Consider the following 15,115-nt stretch of genomic DNA (forward strand, 5'->3'; position numbering starts at 1 on the left):
CGCGTACACGGCGTTTGGGAGCGCTCCCACTTCGCCGTGACCGTAGCGCGGGCGCGCGGAGCTGTAAACGCTCCGTTCCGTCCCATTCCGTTCTCCGGGCGACTGACGCGCTTACGTCGTCAAGTCGTTCCAGATTCGCGGGTGTTACGCCTCGCCCGCGTCCTCCCTGACCAGCAGCGCGACCGGCGCCCCCGCGAAGAGGGCGCCCACCGGGCGGCGTCCGCGTGCCGTGCGGCCCGACAGCAGGTCGCGCCACGTGCCCTCGGGCAGCGGCAGCTCCGTGCCGCGCCAGCCGCCGCCCTCCTCCAGCCGCAGCGCCAGCCGGGTCACGGCGGCGACGACGGAGCCCCCGCGCGCGAAGGCGAGGCAGTGTTCGGCGGCGGGTCCCTCGGCGTGGAGCGGCTCGTAGGAACCGGTGTCGAGGAACCACTCCGGGTGCGCGCGGCGCAGCCGCAGGGCCGCCACGGTGAGCCGCAGCTTCTCCCTGCCGACGTCCACGCCCGCCGCGTCCGCCGCCGCGTCCGCCTCCGTGCCCCCGTCGGCGTGGGTCAGGGGTTCGACGTGTGCGGGGTCCCGGTTGTCGGGGTCGACCAGCGCCGCGTAGCGCCGCTCCGTGCCCTGGTAGAGGTCGGGCACGCCCGGCATCGTCAGATGCAGCAGCGCCGCGCCGAGCACGTTGGCCCGTACGTACGGGCCCAGCGCCGCCGTCAGTTCGGCGACGGCCGACCGCGCGGAACCGCCGGCGCCCGGCTCCCCTCCCCCGATCCCGTCGACGAAGCGCGTGACGGCCTCCTCGTAGCCCGCGTCCGGCTCGGTCCAGGTGGTGCGCAGCCCGGCCTCGCGCACGTGCTTCAGCAGCGCCCGCGCGAGCCGCCCCGTCCCCTCTGGGGAGCCCGGGACGCCGCCGAGGCCGACGGCGGTCTGCCAGGCGGCCCATGCCGTGTGGCGGTCGGGGGCGCGGTCCGTCGCGCCGGTGATCCGCGTGTCCTCCAGGAACCGTGCCCACCGTCCGGGGCACTCGGTCAGCGTGGCGAGCGCGGCGCGTACGTCGGCGCTGCGCTTCGTGTCGTGCGTGGACAGCGCCGTGGCCGTGGTGGGCCAGTCGCGCTGGAGGCGGGCGCAGTACGCGTGGAACGCGTCGGGCGCCACGGCGGGGGCGCCGGGCGAGCCGCCGACCTCGCAGGCCGAGAGGAGCGGGATGTAGCGGTAGAAGGCGGCGTCCTCGACGGACTTGGCGCGCAGCGCCGAGGACACCTGCGCGAAGCGGGCGGCGAAGTCGCGCTGGCCGGGTCCTTCGCCGAGCCTGCCGAGCGCCAGATCGCGGATCAGGTCCACCGCCCGCTCCTCCTCCGGCGTGCGACAGGCGCCCCGCGCGCCCTCGGCAGCTGCCTCCAGCATCGCGGCGTCCGTCTCGCGGACGGGCGCGCCCTGAGCGGCCCCCGGAGTGGCAGCCGTGGCGGCGCCCGGAGCAGCGCCCGCGGTGGCGCCCGGAGTGACGTAGGGGCGGTAAACGGGCAGGCGCACCAGCGTCTGGTGCAGGGCCGCGCGCAGCGCCACGGCGGAGTGGTCGCGCAGCGCCAGCCCCGGCGCGGCGGCGCAGACGCGCAGCGCGGTGCGCGTGAGGCGGTCGGTCTCGGCGGCCAGCTCACGGGTGACGACCTGGAGGGCGGCCCTCCGCACCGTCGCGTCCCAGTCGCCGCCCGAGTGCGGAGCGGCGCGGGTGAAGTCGCGGTAGACGGCGAGGAGTTCGCCGTGACCGCGCGGGTCGGTGAAGACGCCGTCGATGTGGCGCAGCGCGTCGTAGCCGGTGGTGCCCGCGACGGGCCAGTCGGCGGGGAGCGTCTCCTCTGCGCCGAGGATCTTCTCCACGACGGTCCAGCGCCCGCCCGTCGCCTCGTGCAGGCGCAGCAGATAGCCGCCCGGCTCTGCCAGCCCGTCCGGGTGGTCGACGCGCAGGCCCTCGGCGACGCCCTCGCGCAGGAGTTGCAGCACCTTGGCGTGCGTCGCCTCGAAGACCTCGGGGTCCTCGACGCGGACCCCGATGAGGTCGGAGATGGTGAAGAAGCGCCGGTAGTTCAGCTCGGTACGGGCCAGCCGCCACCAGGCGAGTCTGTAGTGCTGCGCGTCCAGCAGCTCGGGCAGCGGCAGCCCCTCCGTACCCTCCCGGAGGGGGAACACGCGGTCCCAGTAGCGCAGCACGGCCCGCGCACCCGCCTCCGCCTCCGCCTCCGCCGCCGCCTCCGCCTCCGCCTCCGCACCCGCGCCGATGCCCGTGCCCGCCCCTGGTACCACCCGCAGGTGTGACGCCTCCTCGCTCAGCGGGCCGCCGAGCACGGGCAGCAGCACCCTGCCGTCCCCCGCGTCCCAGTCCACGTCGAACCAGCGCGCGTACGGCGACTCCCGCCCCTCCCGCAGCACCTCCCACAGCGGCAGGTTGAGCCGCGTGTCGGCGGGCACCGCCATGTGGTTCGGCACCACGTCCAGGACGAGCCCGAGCCCGTGCGCGCGGGCCGTCGCCGACAGCGCGCGCAGCCCGTCCTCGCCGCCCAGCTCGGCCCGTACGCGGGTGTGGTCGGTGACGTCGTAGCCGTGTGTGGAGCCGGGCACCGAGGTCAGCACGGGGGAGAGGTGGAGATGGGTGATGCCGAGGGCGGCCAGGTGCGGGACGGCCTCCTCGGCGGCGGCGAAGGGGAACTCCGGCTGGAGCTGGAGCCGGTAGGTGGAGACCGGTGCGTCGGGGGCGGGCGGGCCGTACGGAGCGGGCGGCGTCATAGGAAGCTACGTACCCCGGCGCCGTGCTTTCGTGCGTCCTGTCCGTGCAGGTGGGCGATCGTCAAGACCTACGTTCGGGTGATGGCCGCAGAGCTGACGCCCCACCAGAAGCGCCGGACGCACCGCACGCACCACACGCATCGCACGTACCGCACGTACCGGGCCGTGATCGGGCTCGGCGGACCGCTCCTGCCCGTGGTCTCCTTCCTCGGACGGCTGCCGACGGCCATGTGCCAGCTCGGCACGCTGCTGCTGGTCGCGGAGACGAGCGGCAGCCTGGGCGCGGCGGGGCTCGTCGGCGGGGCGCTCGCTGCGGGCCAGACGGTGGGCGGACCCTTCGTCGGCAGACTCGCCGACCGGCACGGGCAGCGGCGCGTGGTGCTTGCCGCCTCCTGCCTGAACGCGGTGGCCGTCGCCGCGCTCGTCGCCGCGGCGCTCGGACACGCGCCGACCGCTCCGCTCGCCGCGCTCGGCGTCGTGGCGGGGCTGAGCGTGCCGCAGGTCGGGCCGCTGGCCCGCACCCGGCTCGTCGCCCTGGCCCGCGGGGCCGGCGGCGAGGAACGGACACTCGCCGCCGTCTTCTCCCTCGAAGGCACCCTGGACGAGGTGTCGTTCGTCCTCGGCCCCGCGCTGGTCGGGGTGGCGGCGGCCGTGGCCCACCCCGCGGTGGCGCTCGTCCTCGCGTCGGCGCTGCTCGCGGTCTGCGGGTCCGCCTTCGCGCTCCATCCGACGGCACGGGCGACGGCGCCCACGTCCGCGCCGACGCCCACACCGTCGCTGTCGCTGTCGCCGTCGCTGTGGGGACGGGCACCGCGCGGGCGGACGCGGGACCGGCGGACACCGCGCCGGACCGTGTACGCGCTGGGCGCGTCCGCCGCGCTCCAGGGCGGGATGTTCGGCGCCTGCCAGGCCGGAATCACCGCGCTCACCGGGGACTTGGGCGTCCCGGAGCAGTCCGGGCTCGTCTACGGGGCCATGGGCGCGATGAGCGCCGTCGTCGGGCTGGCGATGGCCTCCGTACCCCCGTCCGTCGGGCTCCCCACACGCTGGCGGCTGGCCACGGGCGCCGCGCTCGTGCTGTCCCTGCCGCTGCTCACCGTGGGCTCGCTGTTCGCGCTGTACGCGGTCGTCGTCGTGCTCGGCTGCGCCTACGCGCCGCATCTGATCACGCTCTCCGGACTCACGGGACGCGCCGTTCCGGCGCACCGGCTGGCCGAGTCGATGGCCTTCATGACCAGCGCGGTCGTGGGCGGCCAGGCACTGGCACTCGCGGTCGCTGGCCCGCTGGCCGAGGCGCGTGGGCCTGGGGCGGCCTTCGCCGTGACGGTCGGGTCGGCCGCGCCGGCCCTCCTGCTGGCGCTGCTCGTACGGCCCCGTACGAGCGACGAGGCGTACCGCACCACAGAGCCACCGGCGGCACCGTCCGCACCGCCCGCACCTGCGGACGCGGTCACTTCCGCACCGCCCGCTACACGGGGCGCTGCAACACCACCAGGCTCCGGTCGGTCAGAGTGATCCGCTCGCCCGCCTCGACCTTCGGGCCGCTGTCGCCCGGCGACTCCTCCCGGGCCGTGTCCACGATGACCTGCCACTGCCGCCCGTGATCGGAGGGGACGAGGAAGTCCATCGGGGCGTGGTGCGCGTTGAACATCAGCAGGAACGAGTCGTCCGTGATCCGCTCCCCGCGGGCGCCGGGCTCCGAGATCGCGCTGCCGTTGAGGAAGACGGTCAGGGACTGCGCGGGCGCCGCCTGCCAGTCGCGCTGGGTCATCTCCTCGCCCTCGGGCGTGAACCAGGCGATGTCGGACAGCTCGTCGTGCGTGCCCTCCACGGGGCGGCCGTGGAAGAAGCGGCGCCGGCGGAAGACGGGGTGGTCGCGGCGCAGCCACACCATCTCGCGGACGAAGTCGCACAGGTCGTACCCGTGCCCTTCCGCCTCCGCCTCCCCCTCAGCCTCCGCACCCGCCTCAGCTTCCACGTCCATGGCCCCGGGCCCCTCCATGGCCACGGCGCCCCCGTCCCGCTCAGCCGCCCCGTCCCGCTCGGCCGCCTCTGCCCACGTGCCGCCGGGCCTCGCGCCCACACCCGTACCAGCACCGGTGCCGGTACCGGTGTCCGTTCCCGCTCCCGGCCAGTGGACCCACGCCAGCTCGTTGTCCTGGCAGTACGCGTTGTTGTTGCCGCCCTGCGTGCGCCCGAACTCGTCGCCGTGACTCAGCATGGGCACGCCCTGCGACAGCATCAGCGTGGCGAGGAAGTTCCGCGTCTGGCGCCGCCGCAGCCGCAGCACCCCGGGATCGTCGGTCTCGCCCTCGACGCCGCAGTTCCACGAGCGGTTGTGGCTCTCGCCGTCCCTGTTGCCCTCGCCGTTCGCCTCGTTGTGCTTCTCGTCGTACGAGACCAGATCGCGCAGCGTGAAGCCGTCGTGGCAGGTGACGAAGTTGATGGAGGCGAGCGGGCGCCGTCCGTCGTCCTGGTAGAGGTCCGAGGAGCCCGTGAGCCGGGAGGCGAACTCGGCAAGGGTGCGCGGCTCGCCCCGCCACAGGTCGCGCACGGTGTCGCGGTAGCGGCCGTTCCACTCCGTCCACAGGGGCGGGAAGTTGCCGACCTGATAGCCGCCCTCGCCCACGTCCCACGGCTCCGCGATCAGCTTCACCTGGCTGACCACGGGGTCCTGCTGGACGAGGTCGAAGAACGACGAGAGCCGGTCCACCTCGTGGAACTGCCGGGCCAGCGTCGCCGCGAGATCGAAGCGGAACCCGTCGACGTGCATCTCGGTCACCCAGTAGCGCAGCGAGTCCATGATGAGCTGGAGGACGTGAGGGCTGCGCATCAGCAGTGAATTACCCGTGCCGGTCGTATCCATGTAGTAGCGCGGATCGTCCGCCAGACGGTAGTACGAGGCATTGTCGAGACCCCGGAAGGAGAGCGTGGGACCGAGGTGGTTGCCTTCTGCCGTGTGGTTGTAGACGACATCGAGGATGACCTCGATACCGGCCTCGTGCAGCGCGCGCACGGCCTGCTTGAACTCCAGCACCTGCTGGCCCCTGTCGCCCCAGGAGGCGAAGGAGTTGTGCGGGGCGAAGAAACCGATGGTGTTGTAACCCCAGTAGTTCGCCAGTCCGGCGTCGGCCAGCCGGTTGTCCGTGACCGACTGGTGCACCGGCATCAGCTCCAGCGCCGTCACGCCGAGGTCCGTCAGATGGCCGATGACCGCCGGGTGCGCCAGCGCCGCGTAGGTGCCGCGCAGCTCCCGCGGAAGGTCGGGGTGCAGCATCGTCAGGCCCTTGACGTGGGCCTCGTAGATGACGGTGTGGTGGTATTCGGTGCGCGGCGGCCTGTCGTCGCCCCAGTCGAAGTACGGGTTGACGACCACCGAGGTCATGGTGTGCGGCGCGGAGTCCAGGTCGTTGCGCTTCTCGGGGGCACCGAAGTGGTAGCCGTAGACCGCCTCGTCCCAGTCGACACGGCCGCTGATGGCCTTGGCGTAGGGGTCCAGGAGGAGCTTGGCGCTGTTGCAGCGCAGGCCGCGCTCGGGCGCGTACGGGCCGTGGACGCGGAAGCCGTAGCGCTGCCCCGGCATCACGCCGGGCAGATAGGCGTGCCGCACGAAGGCGTCCGACTCGCGCAGCTCCACCGCCGTCTCGGAACCGTCCTCGTGCAGCAGGCACAGTTCGACGCGCTCACCGGCCTCGGAGAAGACCGCGAAGTTGGTGCCGGCGCCGTCGTACGTGGCTCCGAGCGGATACGTCTGTCCCGGCCAGACCTGCATGCGGTCGTCTCTTCCTGTCGCGGTCGCCCCCTGGCTGCTGCACCGGAGCATCCTTGCGCAGGCGGGTGCCCAGGAACGAACCCTTGCGCCATCTTCGCCCGTTCGGACTCAGACTCGCACTCGTCACGGCGTCCCGACCCCGCGCACGCCCCCGCGCGTGGCGGCTCGGGCGGGGCGGCGAGTGCGTCCGGACCCGGGCCGCGGCTTCCGCCCGCAGCCCTGCCCGCACCCCTGTCCACACCCCGACCGGAATATTCCGGAGGCGGTATGTCCCCGGTCAAGGCCACGGTACGGTCACATGCCGCATCCGCGTGGCCGGTTGACCGGGGTTCCGGGTGCGGCGCCCACCCGGCCGCAGTAGTCTTCCTTGATCGAACAGCGGGGTCCGGAAGGCGGTGCGCAGGTGGGCTCGGGAGGGCTTGAGCTCCCCCCAGGTGACGGCGGCGACGGCGATGCCACCGAGGTGCCGGCCGGGGCGGTGTCCTTGGCGCGCCCCATGGAGATCGGCGCCGATCTCGACTGGGACGCGGACGTCTGGGCCGAGGTGCGCACCCGGGCCCAGCGGGCCGGCCGGGCCTATATCTGGCTGAATCTCGTCGAACAGCGGCTGCGGTCCGTCGTGGCCGCCGTCCTGCGTCCGATATACGAGCCCGTGCACGGCGACGAGTGGGTCATCGCCGCGGCGGGACCCGCGGGGCAGGAGTGGGTGCAGCGGGCGGTCGCGGTACGTGAGGTGAGCCGCCGCAAGGGATACCTGCTCGACCCGGCCGACGACAACATCCTCTCCTTCCTCACCCTGCCCCAACTGCGCGAGCTGATGGTCCAGCACTGGCCGTGCTTCGAGCCGTACTTCGACGACCGCAGGGACGTCGAGCTGGCGCTGGACGAGCTGGAGGTCGCGCGCAGCGCCGTCGCGCGCAACCGTGCGCTGTCCGAGACGGTGCTCGCGCAGGCGGAACGCATGTGCGCGCGTCTGCTGGAACTGCTCGGTGCGCCGGGCGACGGGGCCGCGCCGGGCAGGCGGCTGCCCGTGGACGCGGTCGAGAAACTGGTCGGGGACCGCTTCGCCGACGTGGTCGGAGTGCACTCCGACCGGGTGCGGTTGCAGCGGCAACTGCCCGCCGAGGACCTCTTCGGCGGTGCGCGGCGCCTGGACGCCGTGGGCATCGGCCTGAACCTGCTCGTCCAGAACTACTCCGGCCGACGCCTGGTGCGGCTCGTGGAGTCGGGGTGCCGGGTGCGGCTGCTGTTCCTGAACCCGGCGAGCAGCGCGGTGCGCAGGCGGGAGCGGGAGCTTGGGCTCAAGAAGGGCGAGCTGAGCCGCTCCGTCGAGTCGAACATCCTCCACATGCGGCGCGTACGGGCCCGGCTCCGTGACCCCGCCGCCTTCGAGATCCACGTCTTCGACGAGACGCCCCGCTTCACCGCGTACATGGTCGACGGCGACACGAAGGACGGTCTGGCCGTCGTCCAGTCCTACCTGCGCAGAGTGCGCGGCATGGAGGCGCCGGTCTTCGTCCTGCGCGGGGGGAGCCGCGACCTGATCCAGCGCGACCAGGACCGGGGCAAGCCGCAGGACGAGGCGGACGGGGGCCTCTTCGACGTCTACCGCGAGGAGTTCGAACTCGCCTGGGGAGACTCGCGCCCAGTCTCGTGACGGCCCCTTCGCGGGGCTGCGGAAGGAAACGAAGGGTTGCCCCTTCACGCTGGTGTGCCCCTTCACGGGGTGCGGGGTGAAGGCTTCACGGGGTGCCCGTCTCTTGTAGGGGTGCGCCTTGGCTGGTGCCCTCTTGGGGTTGCGTGCGCGTGTTGGGGGCCGGTGGCACGGGTTGTGCCCACCCGTCCCGCCTTGCGGGACGTTTGCCCACAACATTTGGGTGCCGTCGCCCTGCGGTACGGGGCCGGGTGCGGGTGGGTGGCTTCGGCGCGGCGTGTGGTGGCGGTGCGGTGTGGCTGGCGCCGCGTGGTTCTTGGTTTCGGCCGGTGGTCGTGTGGGGTTGGTGTGTGGTGGGGGTCGGTGCCGTGGTGGGGTGTCTCCTCGGGCGGCGACAAGTGCGGGTCTCGTTTACGGGTTTCCTCCGGCACTCGTCGCCACCACTTGCGGGGACACCCCACCACGTCCCCTCCCGCCCGGTGGCCGACTATCCGCCGGTGCCCCCTCCGCTTGTTCCCATGCTGTGTGCCCGCACTTGGCGGTACGGGCCCAGCCCCCACTGTTGTGGGCAGGCGTCCCGCTGGGCGAGGGGGCACCTCCCAGCGGTAGCTGGGGGAGGGTGGGCACAACCCGTGTCACCGGCCCGCAGCACGCGGACGAAACCCTAAAGGGGCACCCGGCTACGCACCCCCGACAGAGGGAGTTGCGCGGGACGGTTGGCCCGTGAAGTGGGGACCGTAGGTCCCGCGCTGGGGGCGTGGCGCCGCACGTGATGGAGTCGGCCCTGGCGGACCCGGAGTGGTAGTGGGTCACCGGCGGGACGGGGACGCGGTGGGGTGTCCCCGCAGGTCGAGAAAGTCACCGGCCGAAAGCCGAAAACGAAAGCTTCACGCCGAGGAGACACCCCACCGCGGCACCGGACACCCCGCACCCACGCACCCCACACGGCCACCGGCACAAACCAAGAACCACGCGGCGCCAGCCGCATCGCACCGCACCACACGCCGCGCCGTAGCCACGCAGCCGCACCCGGAAACGGCGCACCGCCCAGCGCAGCGCCCCGCACCCCGTGCTGCGGCACAAAAATCAGCGCGGGACCCTACGGCACCCACCACACCGGTGAACCGTCCCGCGCAACACCCCCGGCGAACCGGCAACCCCCCGTTTCCTTCCGCACCCCGCGAAGGGGACCCGTCCGTCCCGCGCAACGCCCACGACGAACGGGGCAACCCCCATTTCCTTCCGCACCCGCGACCTATGATCCCGGACATGACGACGTACGCGGCGCTGCTGCGCGGCATCAACGTGGGCGGGCACAAGAAGGTCCCGATGGCCGAGTTGCGAGCGCTGCTCGGCGCTCTGGGGTGGACGGACGTGCGCACCTACCTCCAGAGCGGGAACGCGGTCTTCACCACCGGTGACCGAGACCCGGGCCCGCTACTGGAGCGCGCCCTCGCCGAGCGCTTCGGCTTCGAGGTACGAGCCCTGATCCGTACGGGCGAGGCGCTGCGCGCCACAGCCGCGGCCTGCCCTTTCCCCGCCGACGCGCTGGACCCGTCGAAGCTGCTCGTCCTCTTCCTGGACGGCGACCCGGGCCCTGCGCACTTCGCCGATCTCGACGCCGCCGCCTACGCCCCCGACGAGTTCCGGCACATCGGCGACGTGCTCTACGCCTATTTCCCCGACGGCATGGGCCGCAGCAAACTCGCCGCCAAGCTGAACGCGGAACGCCCCGGAGCGACGTCGACGGGCCGCAACTGGCGCACGCTGCGGAAGCTGATCGAGCTGACCCGCTGAGGCACGGGCCCCTCGCCCCCGGTGAATCCGCGCCGGGATGCGGAAGGTACGGTTTCGAATTCAACTGCGCTGTGTGGCGTGGGCGTTGCGGTCCGATGGCGCTCTCCTCGCCGAGTCGCCCCGGTTTGTATTGCTTTGTATTTTCGCAGGGGCGTTGCATATGTCACACCGGCTCTGAGCGCTTGAGCTGGGGGCGTCATTCCGACAGGGTTTCGAACCACCCCCGGAGCGGATCATCTTCGCGAAGTCCGGGGGTCGCGACGAATCAAAAACCCCCACAGTCCCGCGAGGAGGACCCCTCGTCATGGCAGTTTCCCTGCGTGGAAAGCGGCGCCGTATCACCCTGGCGGCAGGCGCCGCAGCGGCCGTCACCGCCGGAGCCACCCTGCTGACGCTCCCGGCCGGCGCGGCCCCCGCCGAGGGCACCGTGTACGGCACCGGAGTGAAGGGCGCCGTGCACGGCAGCTACATCGTGATGCTCAAGAGCGGCGGCGGGATCAAGGCCGCCGACGACGGCCGGGGCCTGGCCGAGGAGTACGGCGGCAAGGTGAAGCGCACCTACACCTCGGCCCTCAACGGCTTCTCCGCCAGCGGCCTCTCCGGTGAGGAGGCCAGACGTCTCGCCGCCGACGACAAGGTCGCGAAGGTGGTGCAGAACCACCGTTTCACCATCGACACCACGCAGAAGAACCCGCCTTCCTGGGGCCTGGACCGAATAGACCAGGAGAAGACCGCGGGCGACAAGAAGTACACGTACCCGGACAGCGCGGGCGAGGGCGTCACCGCGTACGTCATCGACACCGGTGTCCGCATCAGCCACGAGGACTTCGGCGGACGCGCCGAGTACGGCTTCGACGCGGTCGACGGCGACGACGAGGCGGACGACGGACAGGGCCACGGCACCCACGTCGCGGGCACCGTCGCGGGCAAGGCGCACGGCGTCGCCAAGAAGGCCAAGATCGTGGCCGTGCGCGTGCTGGACGACCAGGGTTCGGGCACCACCGAGCAGGTCGTGGCGGGCATCGACTGGGTCACCAAGCACCACAAGGGCCCCTCGGTCGCCAATATGAGCCTCGGCGGCCCGAAGGACGAGGCGCTCGACGCCGCCGTCGAGAAGTCGATCAAGTCCGGCGTGACCTACGCCGTGGCCGCGGGCAACGAGGGTGTCGACGCGGGCACCAGCTCCCCGGCCCGGCTCCCCGCGGCGCTCACCGTCGCCGCCAGCGACAAGAAGGACAAGCAGGCCGCCTTCTCCAACCACGGCAAGCTCGTGGACCTGTACGCGCCCGGCGTGGACATCGTCTCCGCCTCCAACAAGGGCGACGACGCGACCGAGACCCTGTCCGGCACCTCCATGGCCTCCCCGCACGTCGCCGGAGCCGCCGCTGTCTACCTCGGCGGGCACAAGGAGGCGACGCCCGCGCAGGTCGCCAAGGGCCTGACCAAGGGCGCCCTCACGGACGCCATCGCGAACCCGAGCACGGGCACGCCGAACAAGCTGCTCCAGATCACCGAGTAGCTTCGGCGGTCCTTCCCGCCCCCGCTGTCGTACCCCTGCCCGCACGCGCGGGCGGGGCCACGCGGCGGGCACCCCCACCGGCCGTCCGCCGCGCCTTACCCCCACGGGGCGCGGAGGGCGGCCGTCCGCGTGTGTTCATCCCGCGCATGCTGTGCATCCCCCTCGTGTGTGCCGGGTCACTTTCTTAACTCCGTGGAAATACGCTGTCCCGTCCATTGTCCGAGACGGGATACGAATGCATTGACTCGCCATGGGAGTTGCTGGCATGCTCCTTCACGTGAGTCAGTCTGCGAATCTCGTTACGCGCCTGCACGTCGATCTGCGACGTCACGCCAGCGCCATCTGTGCCGCTGGTGCCTGAGCCACGCCCGGCTGACTATTCTCCGCTCTCCCTCCCGCTTTTCCCTCCGACCTACGGACGTTGTCCGCTAGCGGAGCGGTCCGGGCGGATCTGAGCCGCATTCACCTCATGGTTCTCGCGGTCGTATTCCCCCGGGAATGACGAAAGCGGTCGCTGGGTTTTGGCCTGCCCCTTTCCGGAATTCCGCCGCTCTCCGGGGCGCGGTATTCCGTCATGGCGCCCCTCACCATTCCGCCTGTTCACGTATGCGTGCGCGATGCGCGTCACCGCCTCGCCGTGTCACCGCGTCGGCGGCTCCCGTAGCCGCCCCGTAGGGACGCGGGCCCGCGCCGCCACGTACGTACCCACGGAGCCCTCCCGTGCCCAGCACACCCAGTACACCCAGCACCCTCAGCACCCCCCGAAAATCCGGCACACCCCGCAGGACGTTCCTCTCCCTCGCGGGAGCGGCGGCCCTCGGAGCGGCCACCGCGGGCTGCGGCACCGCGCTCGGCGGTGGCCCGAAGCCCACGAAGACCCTGCGCTACCAGGGCTGGGCCGGGACCGTCATCCCGGCCGAACTCGCCGACGATCTCGGTTACCTGGAGGACGTCAAGCTCTCCTGGGTCGGCAACACCACCAGCGGGCCCCAGGACATCCAGTCGGCCGCGACGGGTGACGTCGACTTCGGCGGCGCCTTCAACGGCGCGGTCGTGAAGATGGCCGCGGCCAAGGCACCCGTCAAGGCCGTGATCAGCTACTACGGCGTCGACAAGTACCGCTGGAACGGCTTCTACGTCCTCAACGGCAGCCCGGTGCGCTCGGCCCGCGACCTCATCGGGAAGCGGGTCGCCATGAACACCCTGGGCGCGCACTCCGAGGCCATGCTCGACACCTATCTGCGGCGCGAGGGCCTCACCCGCGACGAGGCGGACAGGGTCGAGCGGATCGCGCTGCCGCCCGTCAACACCGAGCAGGCGCTGCGCAAGGGCCAGATCGAGGTGGCCGTGCTCGGCGACATCATCCGCGACAAGGCCGTCGAACACGGCGGCATACGCGCCCTCTTCGACGACCACCAACTGCTCGGCTCCTTCAGCGCGGGCACGTACGTGATGGCCGATCGCTTCCTCGCCCGCAACCCCGAGACCTCGCGCACCTTCGTCACCGGCGTGGCCCGCGCCCTGGAGTGGGCGCGCCGCACACCGCGCGACGAGGTCGTGGACCGGATGGTCCGCATCGTGCGCCGCCGCGACCGCAGCGAGGACACCGAACCGCTGCGCTACTGGAAGTCCTACGGGGTCGCGGGCACCGGTGGCCGCATCGCCCGCGACGAGCTGTCCACCTGGGCCGACTGGCTGGAGGAGCGCGGCGACATCAAGCCGGGGCGGGTCGGGATCAGCGACATCTACACCAACGACTACAACCGCTACCGCGCAGGGAGCAGTGCCCGATGACGCCGCAGACACCGACACTGACGCAGACACGTCCCGTACCGGCGCGGACGCCGCCGGAAGTCGTACCGAAGCTCAGGCTGGAGGGCGTCGGCAAGACCTTCCCCGTACGGGCCAAGGGCCGCGCCAGGCGCGCCGCGCCCGCCACCGTCACCGCGCTCCAGGACATCAGCCTCGACATCGCCGACGGCGAGTTCACCGTCCTCGTCGGCCCCAGCGGCTGCGGCAAGTCCACCCTCCTCGATCTGCTCGGCGGCCTCACCACCCCCACCTCGGGCCGCATCCTCCTCGACGGCGAGCCCGTCACGGGCCCCGGACTCGACAGGGGCATCGTCTTCCAGCAGTACGCGCTGCTGCCCTGGCGCACCGCACAGGGCAACGTCGAGTTCGGGCTTGAGGCCACCGGCGTACCGCGCGGGGAGCGGGCCGAGCGGGCCCGCGAGGTGCTGGCCCTCGTCGGGCTCACGGGCTTCGAGGACCGGCATCCGCACGAGCTGTCCGGCGGCATGCGGCAGCGCGTCGCCATCGCCCGCAGCCTCGCCTACGACCCGGGCGTGCTGCTGATGGACGAACCCTTCGGCGCGCTCGACGCGCAGACCCGCGAATCGCTCCAGGACGAGCTGCTGCGCGTCTGGGAACGCACGGGCAAGACCGTCGTCTTCATCACCCACAGCATCGACGAGGCCGTGCACCTGGGCCAGCGCGTCGCGGTGCTGACCTCGCGGCCAGGACGCGTCAAGGAGGTCGTGCCCATCGACCTCGGCTCCCGTACGGAGGGCGAGGACGTGCGCTCCAGCGCCGCGTTCGCCGAGCAGCGCCACCGCCTCTGGGAGCTGCTGCACGACGAGATCAGCACCGCGCAGCGTCAGGAGAGGGAGCCGTCGGCGGCATGAGCGAGAAGACACTGACCCCCGCGTACACCCGCCGGAACCCGGACCCGGACCCGGACCGGAGCCCGGACCCGGACACCCTCGTGGACACCTCGGACGTCCCCGCACCCGCTCGGGGCGCCCCCGTCCGCGCCGCCCTGACCGGCCTCCTCGGCGCCGTGCCGCGCGCCCTCACCCGCGTCGCCGCGATCCTCGTCCTGCTGGCAGTGTGGGAGGCGGCGCCCCGGCTCGCGCTGGTGGACCGCACCTTCCTGCCGCCGTGCTCCGAGGTGGCGCTCGCCTGGTGGGAGCTGCTCGCCGACGGGCAGTTGCTCGACGACGCGCAGGCCAGCCTCGGAAGGTCGCTCGCCGGGTTCGCGCTGGCCGTCGTCATCGCCGTGCCGCTCGGGCTGCTGATCGGCTGGTACCGGCCCCTCGCCGACTTCCTCGGACCCCTGCTGGAGGTCTTCCGCAACACGGCCGCGCTCGCGCTGCTCCCGGTCTTCGTGCTGCTGCTCGGCATCGGAGAGACGTCGAAGATCTCGATCGTGCTCTACGCGTGCACGTGGCCCATCCTGCTCAACACCATCAGCGCCGTGCGGACCGTCGATCCGACGCTGCTGCGGCTGGCCGCCTCCATGGACCTCTCCCCGCTGCGGCTCTTCCAGAAGGTGATCCTCCCCGCGTCCGTGCCCGTCATCTTCACCGGCATCCGGCTGGCGGGCGCGGTGGCCATCCTCGTCCTCGTCGCCGCCGAGATGGTCGGCGCGAAAGCCGGGCTCGGCTTCCTGATCAACAACTCGCAGTTCAACTTCGCCATCCCGCAGATGTACGCCGGGATCGTCACGATCTCCGCGATCGGCGTCGCCTTCAACCAGCTCCTCGTCGCCCTGGAGCGCCGCTTCACTTCCTGGCGCACGGCCTGACGGCTCCGTATCCAC

General features: G+C 72.3%; 10 protein-coding genes. 8 read left to right on the top strand and 2 right to left on the bottom strand.

The genetic code is table 11. The features are described from left to right. Window positions 1–144 precede the first annotated feature (144 nt). Window positions 145–2,772 carry a malto-oligosyltrehalose synthase gene (gene treY / locus ACWGJ2_RS05115; RefSeq protein ID WP_453344564.1) on the bottom strand — a complete coding sequence of 876 codons (2,628 nt, stop codon included), beginning with the start codon at window positions 2,770–2,772 and terminating at the stop codon, window positions 145–147. A gap of 81 nt (window positions 2,773–2,853) precedes the next feature. Between treY and ACWGJ2_RS05120 the strand changes: the two genes are divergently transcribed. Further along, window positions 2,854–4,287: an MFS transporter gene (locus ACWGJ2_RS05120; RefSeq protein WP_453344565.1), complete on the top strand. Its 1,434-nt coding sequence runs from the start codon at window positions 2,854–2,856 to the stop codon at window positions 4,285–4,287. Here ACWGJ2_RS05120 and glgX read toward each other — a convergent pair. After that, the gene (gene glgX, locus ACWGJ2_RS05125; protein ID WP_453344566.1) at window positions 4,241–6,544 is read right to left on the bottom strand and encodes a glycogen debranching protein GlgX; all 2,304 of its coding nucleotides are present in this window, start codon (window positions 6,542–6,544) and stop codon (window positions 4,241–4,243) included. The two genes, ACWGJ2_RS05120 and glgX, sit on opposite strands and share 47 nt — an antisense overlap. 403 nt (window positions 6,545–6,947) lie before the next feature. Here glgX and ACWGJ2_RS05130 point away from each other — a divergent pair, with 403 nt between their 5' ends. From ACWGJ2_RS05130 to ACWGJ2_RS05160, 7 genes are all read left to right on the top strand, one after another. Next, window positions 6,948–8,201: an SAV2148 family HEPN domain-containing protein gene (locus tag ACWGJ2_RS05130; protein WP_453344679.1), complete on the top strand. Its 1,254-nt coding sequence runs from the start codon at window positions 6,948–6,950 to the stop codon at window positions 8,199–8,201. A 1,266-nt stretch (window positions 8,202–9,467) separates the two neighbouring features. Then, window positions 9,468–9,995, top strand: coding sequence for a DUF1697 domain-containing protein (locus ACWGJ2_RS05135; RefSeq protein ID WP_453344567.1), 528 nt, complete (start codon window positions 9,468–9,470; stop codon window positions 9,993–9,995). A gap of 304 nt (window positions 9,996–10,299) precedes the next feature. Then, window positions 10,300–11,514, top strand: coding sequence for a S8 family serine peptidase (locus ACWGJ2_RS05140; RefSeq protein ID WP_453344568.1), 1,215 nt, complete (start codon window positions 10,300–10,302; stop codon window positions 11,512–11,514). A gap of 265 nt (window positions 11,515–11,779) precedes the next feature. After that, a complete protein-coding gene (locus ACWGJ2_RS05145; RefSeq protein ID WP_453344569.1) occupies window positions 11,780–11,875 on the top strand; it encodes a putative leader peptide in 96 nt (31 codons plus the stop codon). A gap of 359 nt (window positions 11,876–12,234) precedes the next feature. Further along, window positions 12,235–13,308 carry an ABC transporter substrate-binding protein gene (locus tag ACWGJ2_RS05150; protein WP_453344570.1) on the top strand — a complete coding sequence of 358 codons (1,074 nt, stop codon included), beginning with the start codon at window positions 12,235–12,237 and terminating at the stop codon, window positions 13,306–13,308. Then, on the top strand, window positions 13,305–14,198 hold the full coding sequence (locus tag ACWGJ2_RS05155; protein WP_453344571.1) for an ABC transporter ATP-binding protein: 894 nt from the start codon (window positions 13,305–13,307) through the stop codon (window positions 14,196–14,198). Before ACWGJ2_RS05150 ends, ACWGJ2_RS05155 begins: the two co-directional genes overlap by 4 nt. Further along, on the top strand, window positions 14,195–15,100 hold the full coding sequence (locus tag ACWGJ2_RS05160) for an ABC transporter permease (RefSeq protein WP_453344572.1): 906 nt from the start codon (window positions 14,195–14,197) through the stop codon (window positions 15,098–15,100). Before ACWGJ2_RS05155 ends, ACWGJ2_RS05160 begins: the two co-directional genes overlap by 4 nt. The last annotated feature ends 15 nt before the right edge of the window (window positions 15,101–15,115 follow it).

It is taken from the genome of Streptomyces sp. NPDC054796, assembly GCF_053611545.1.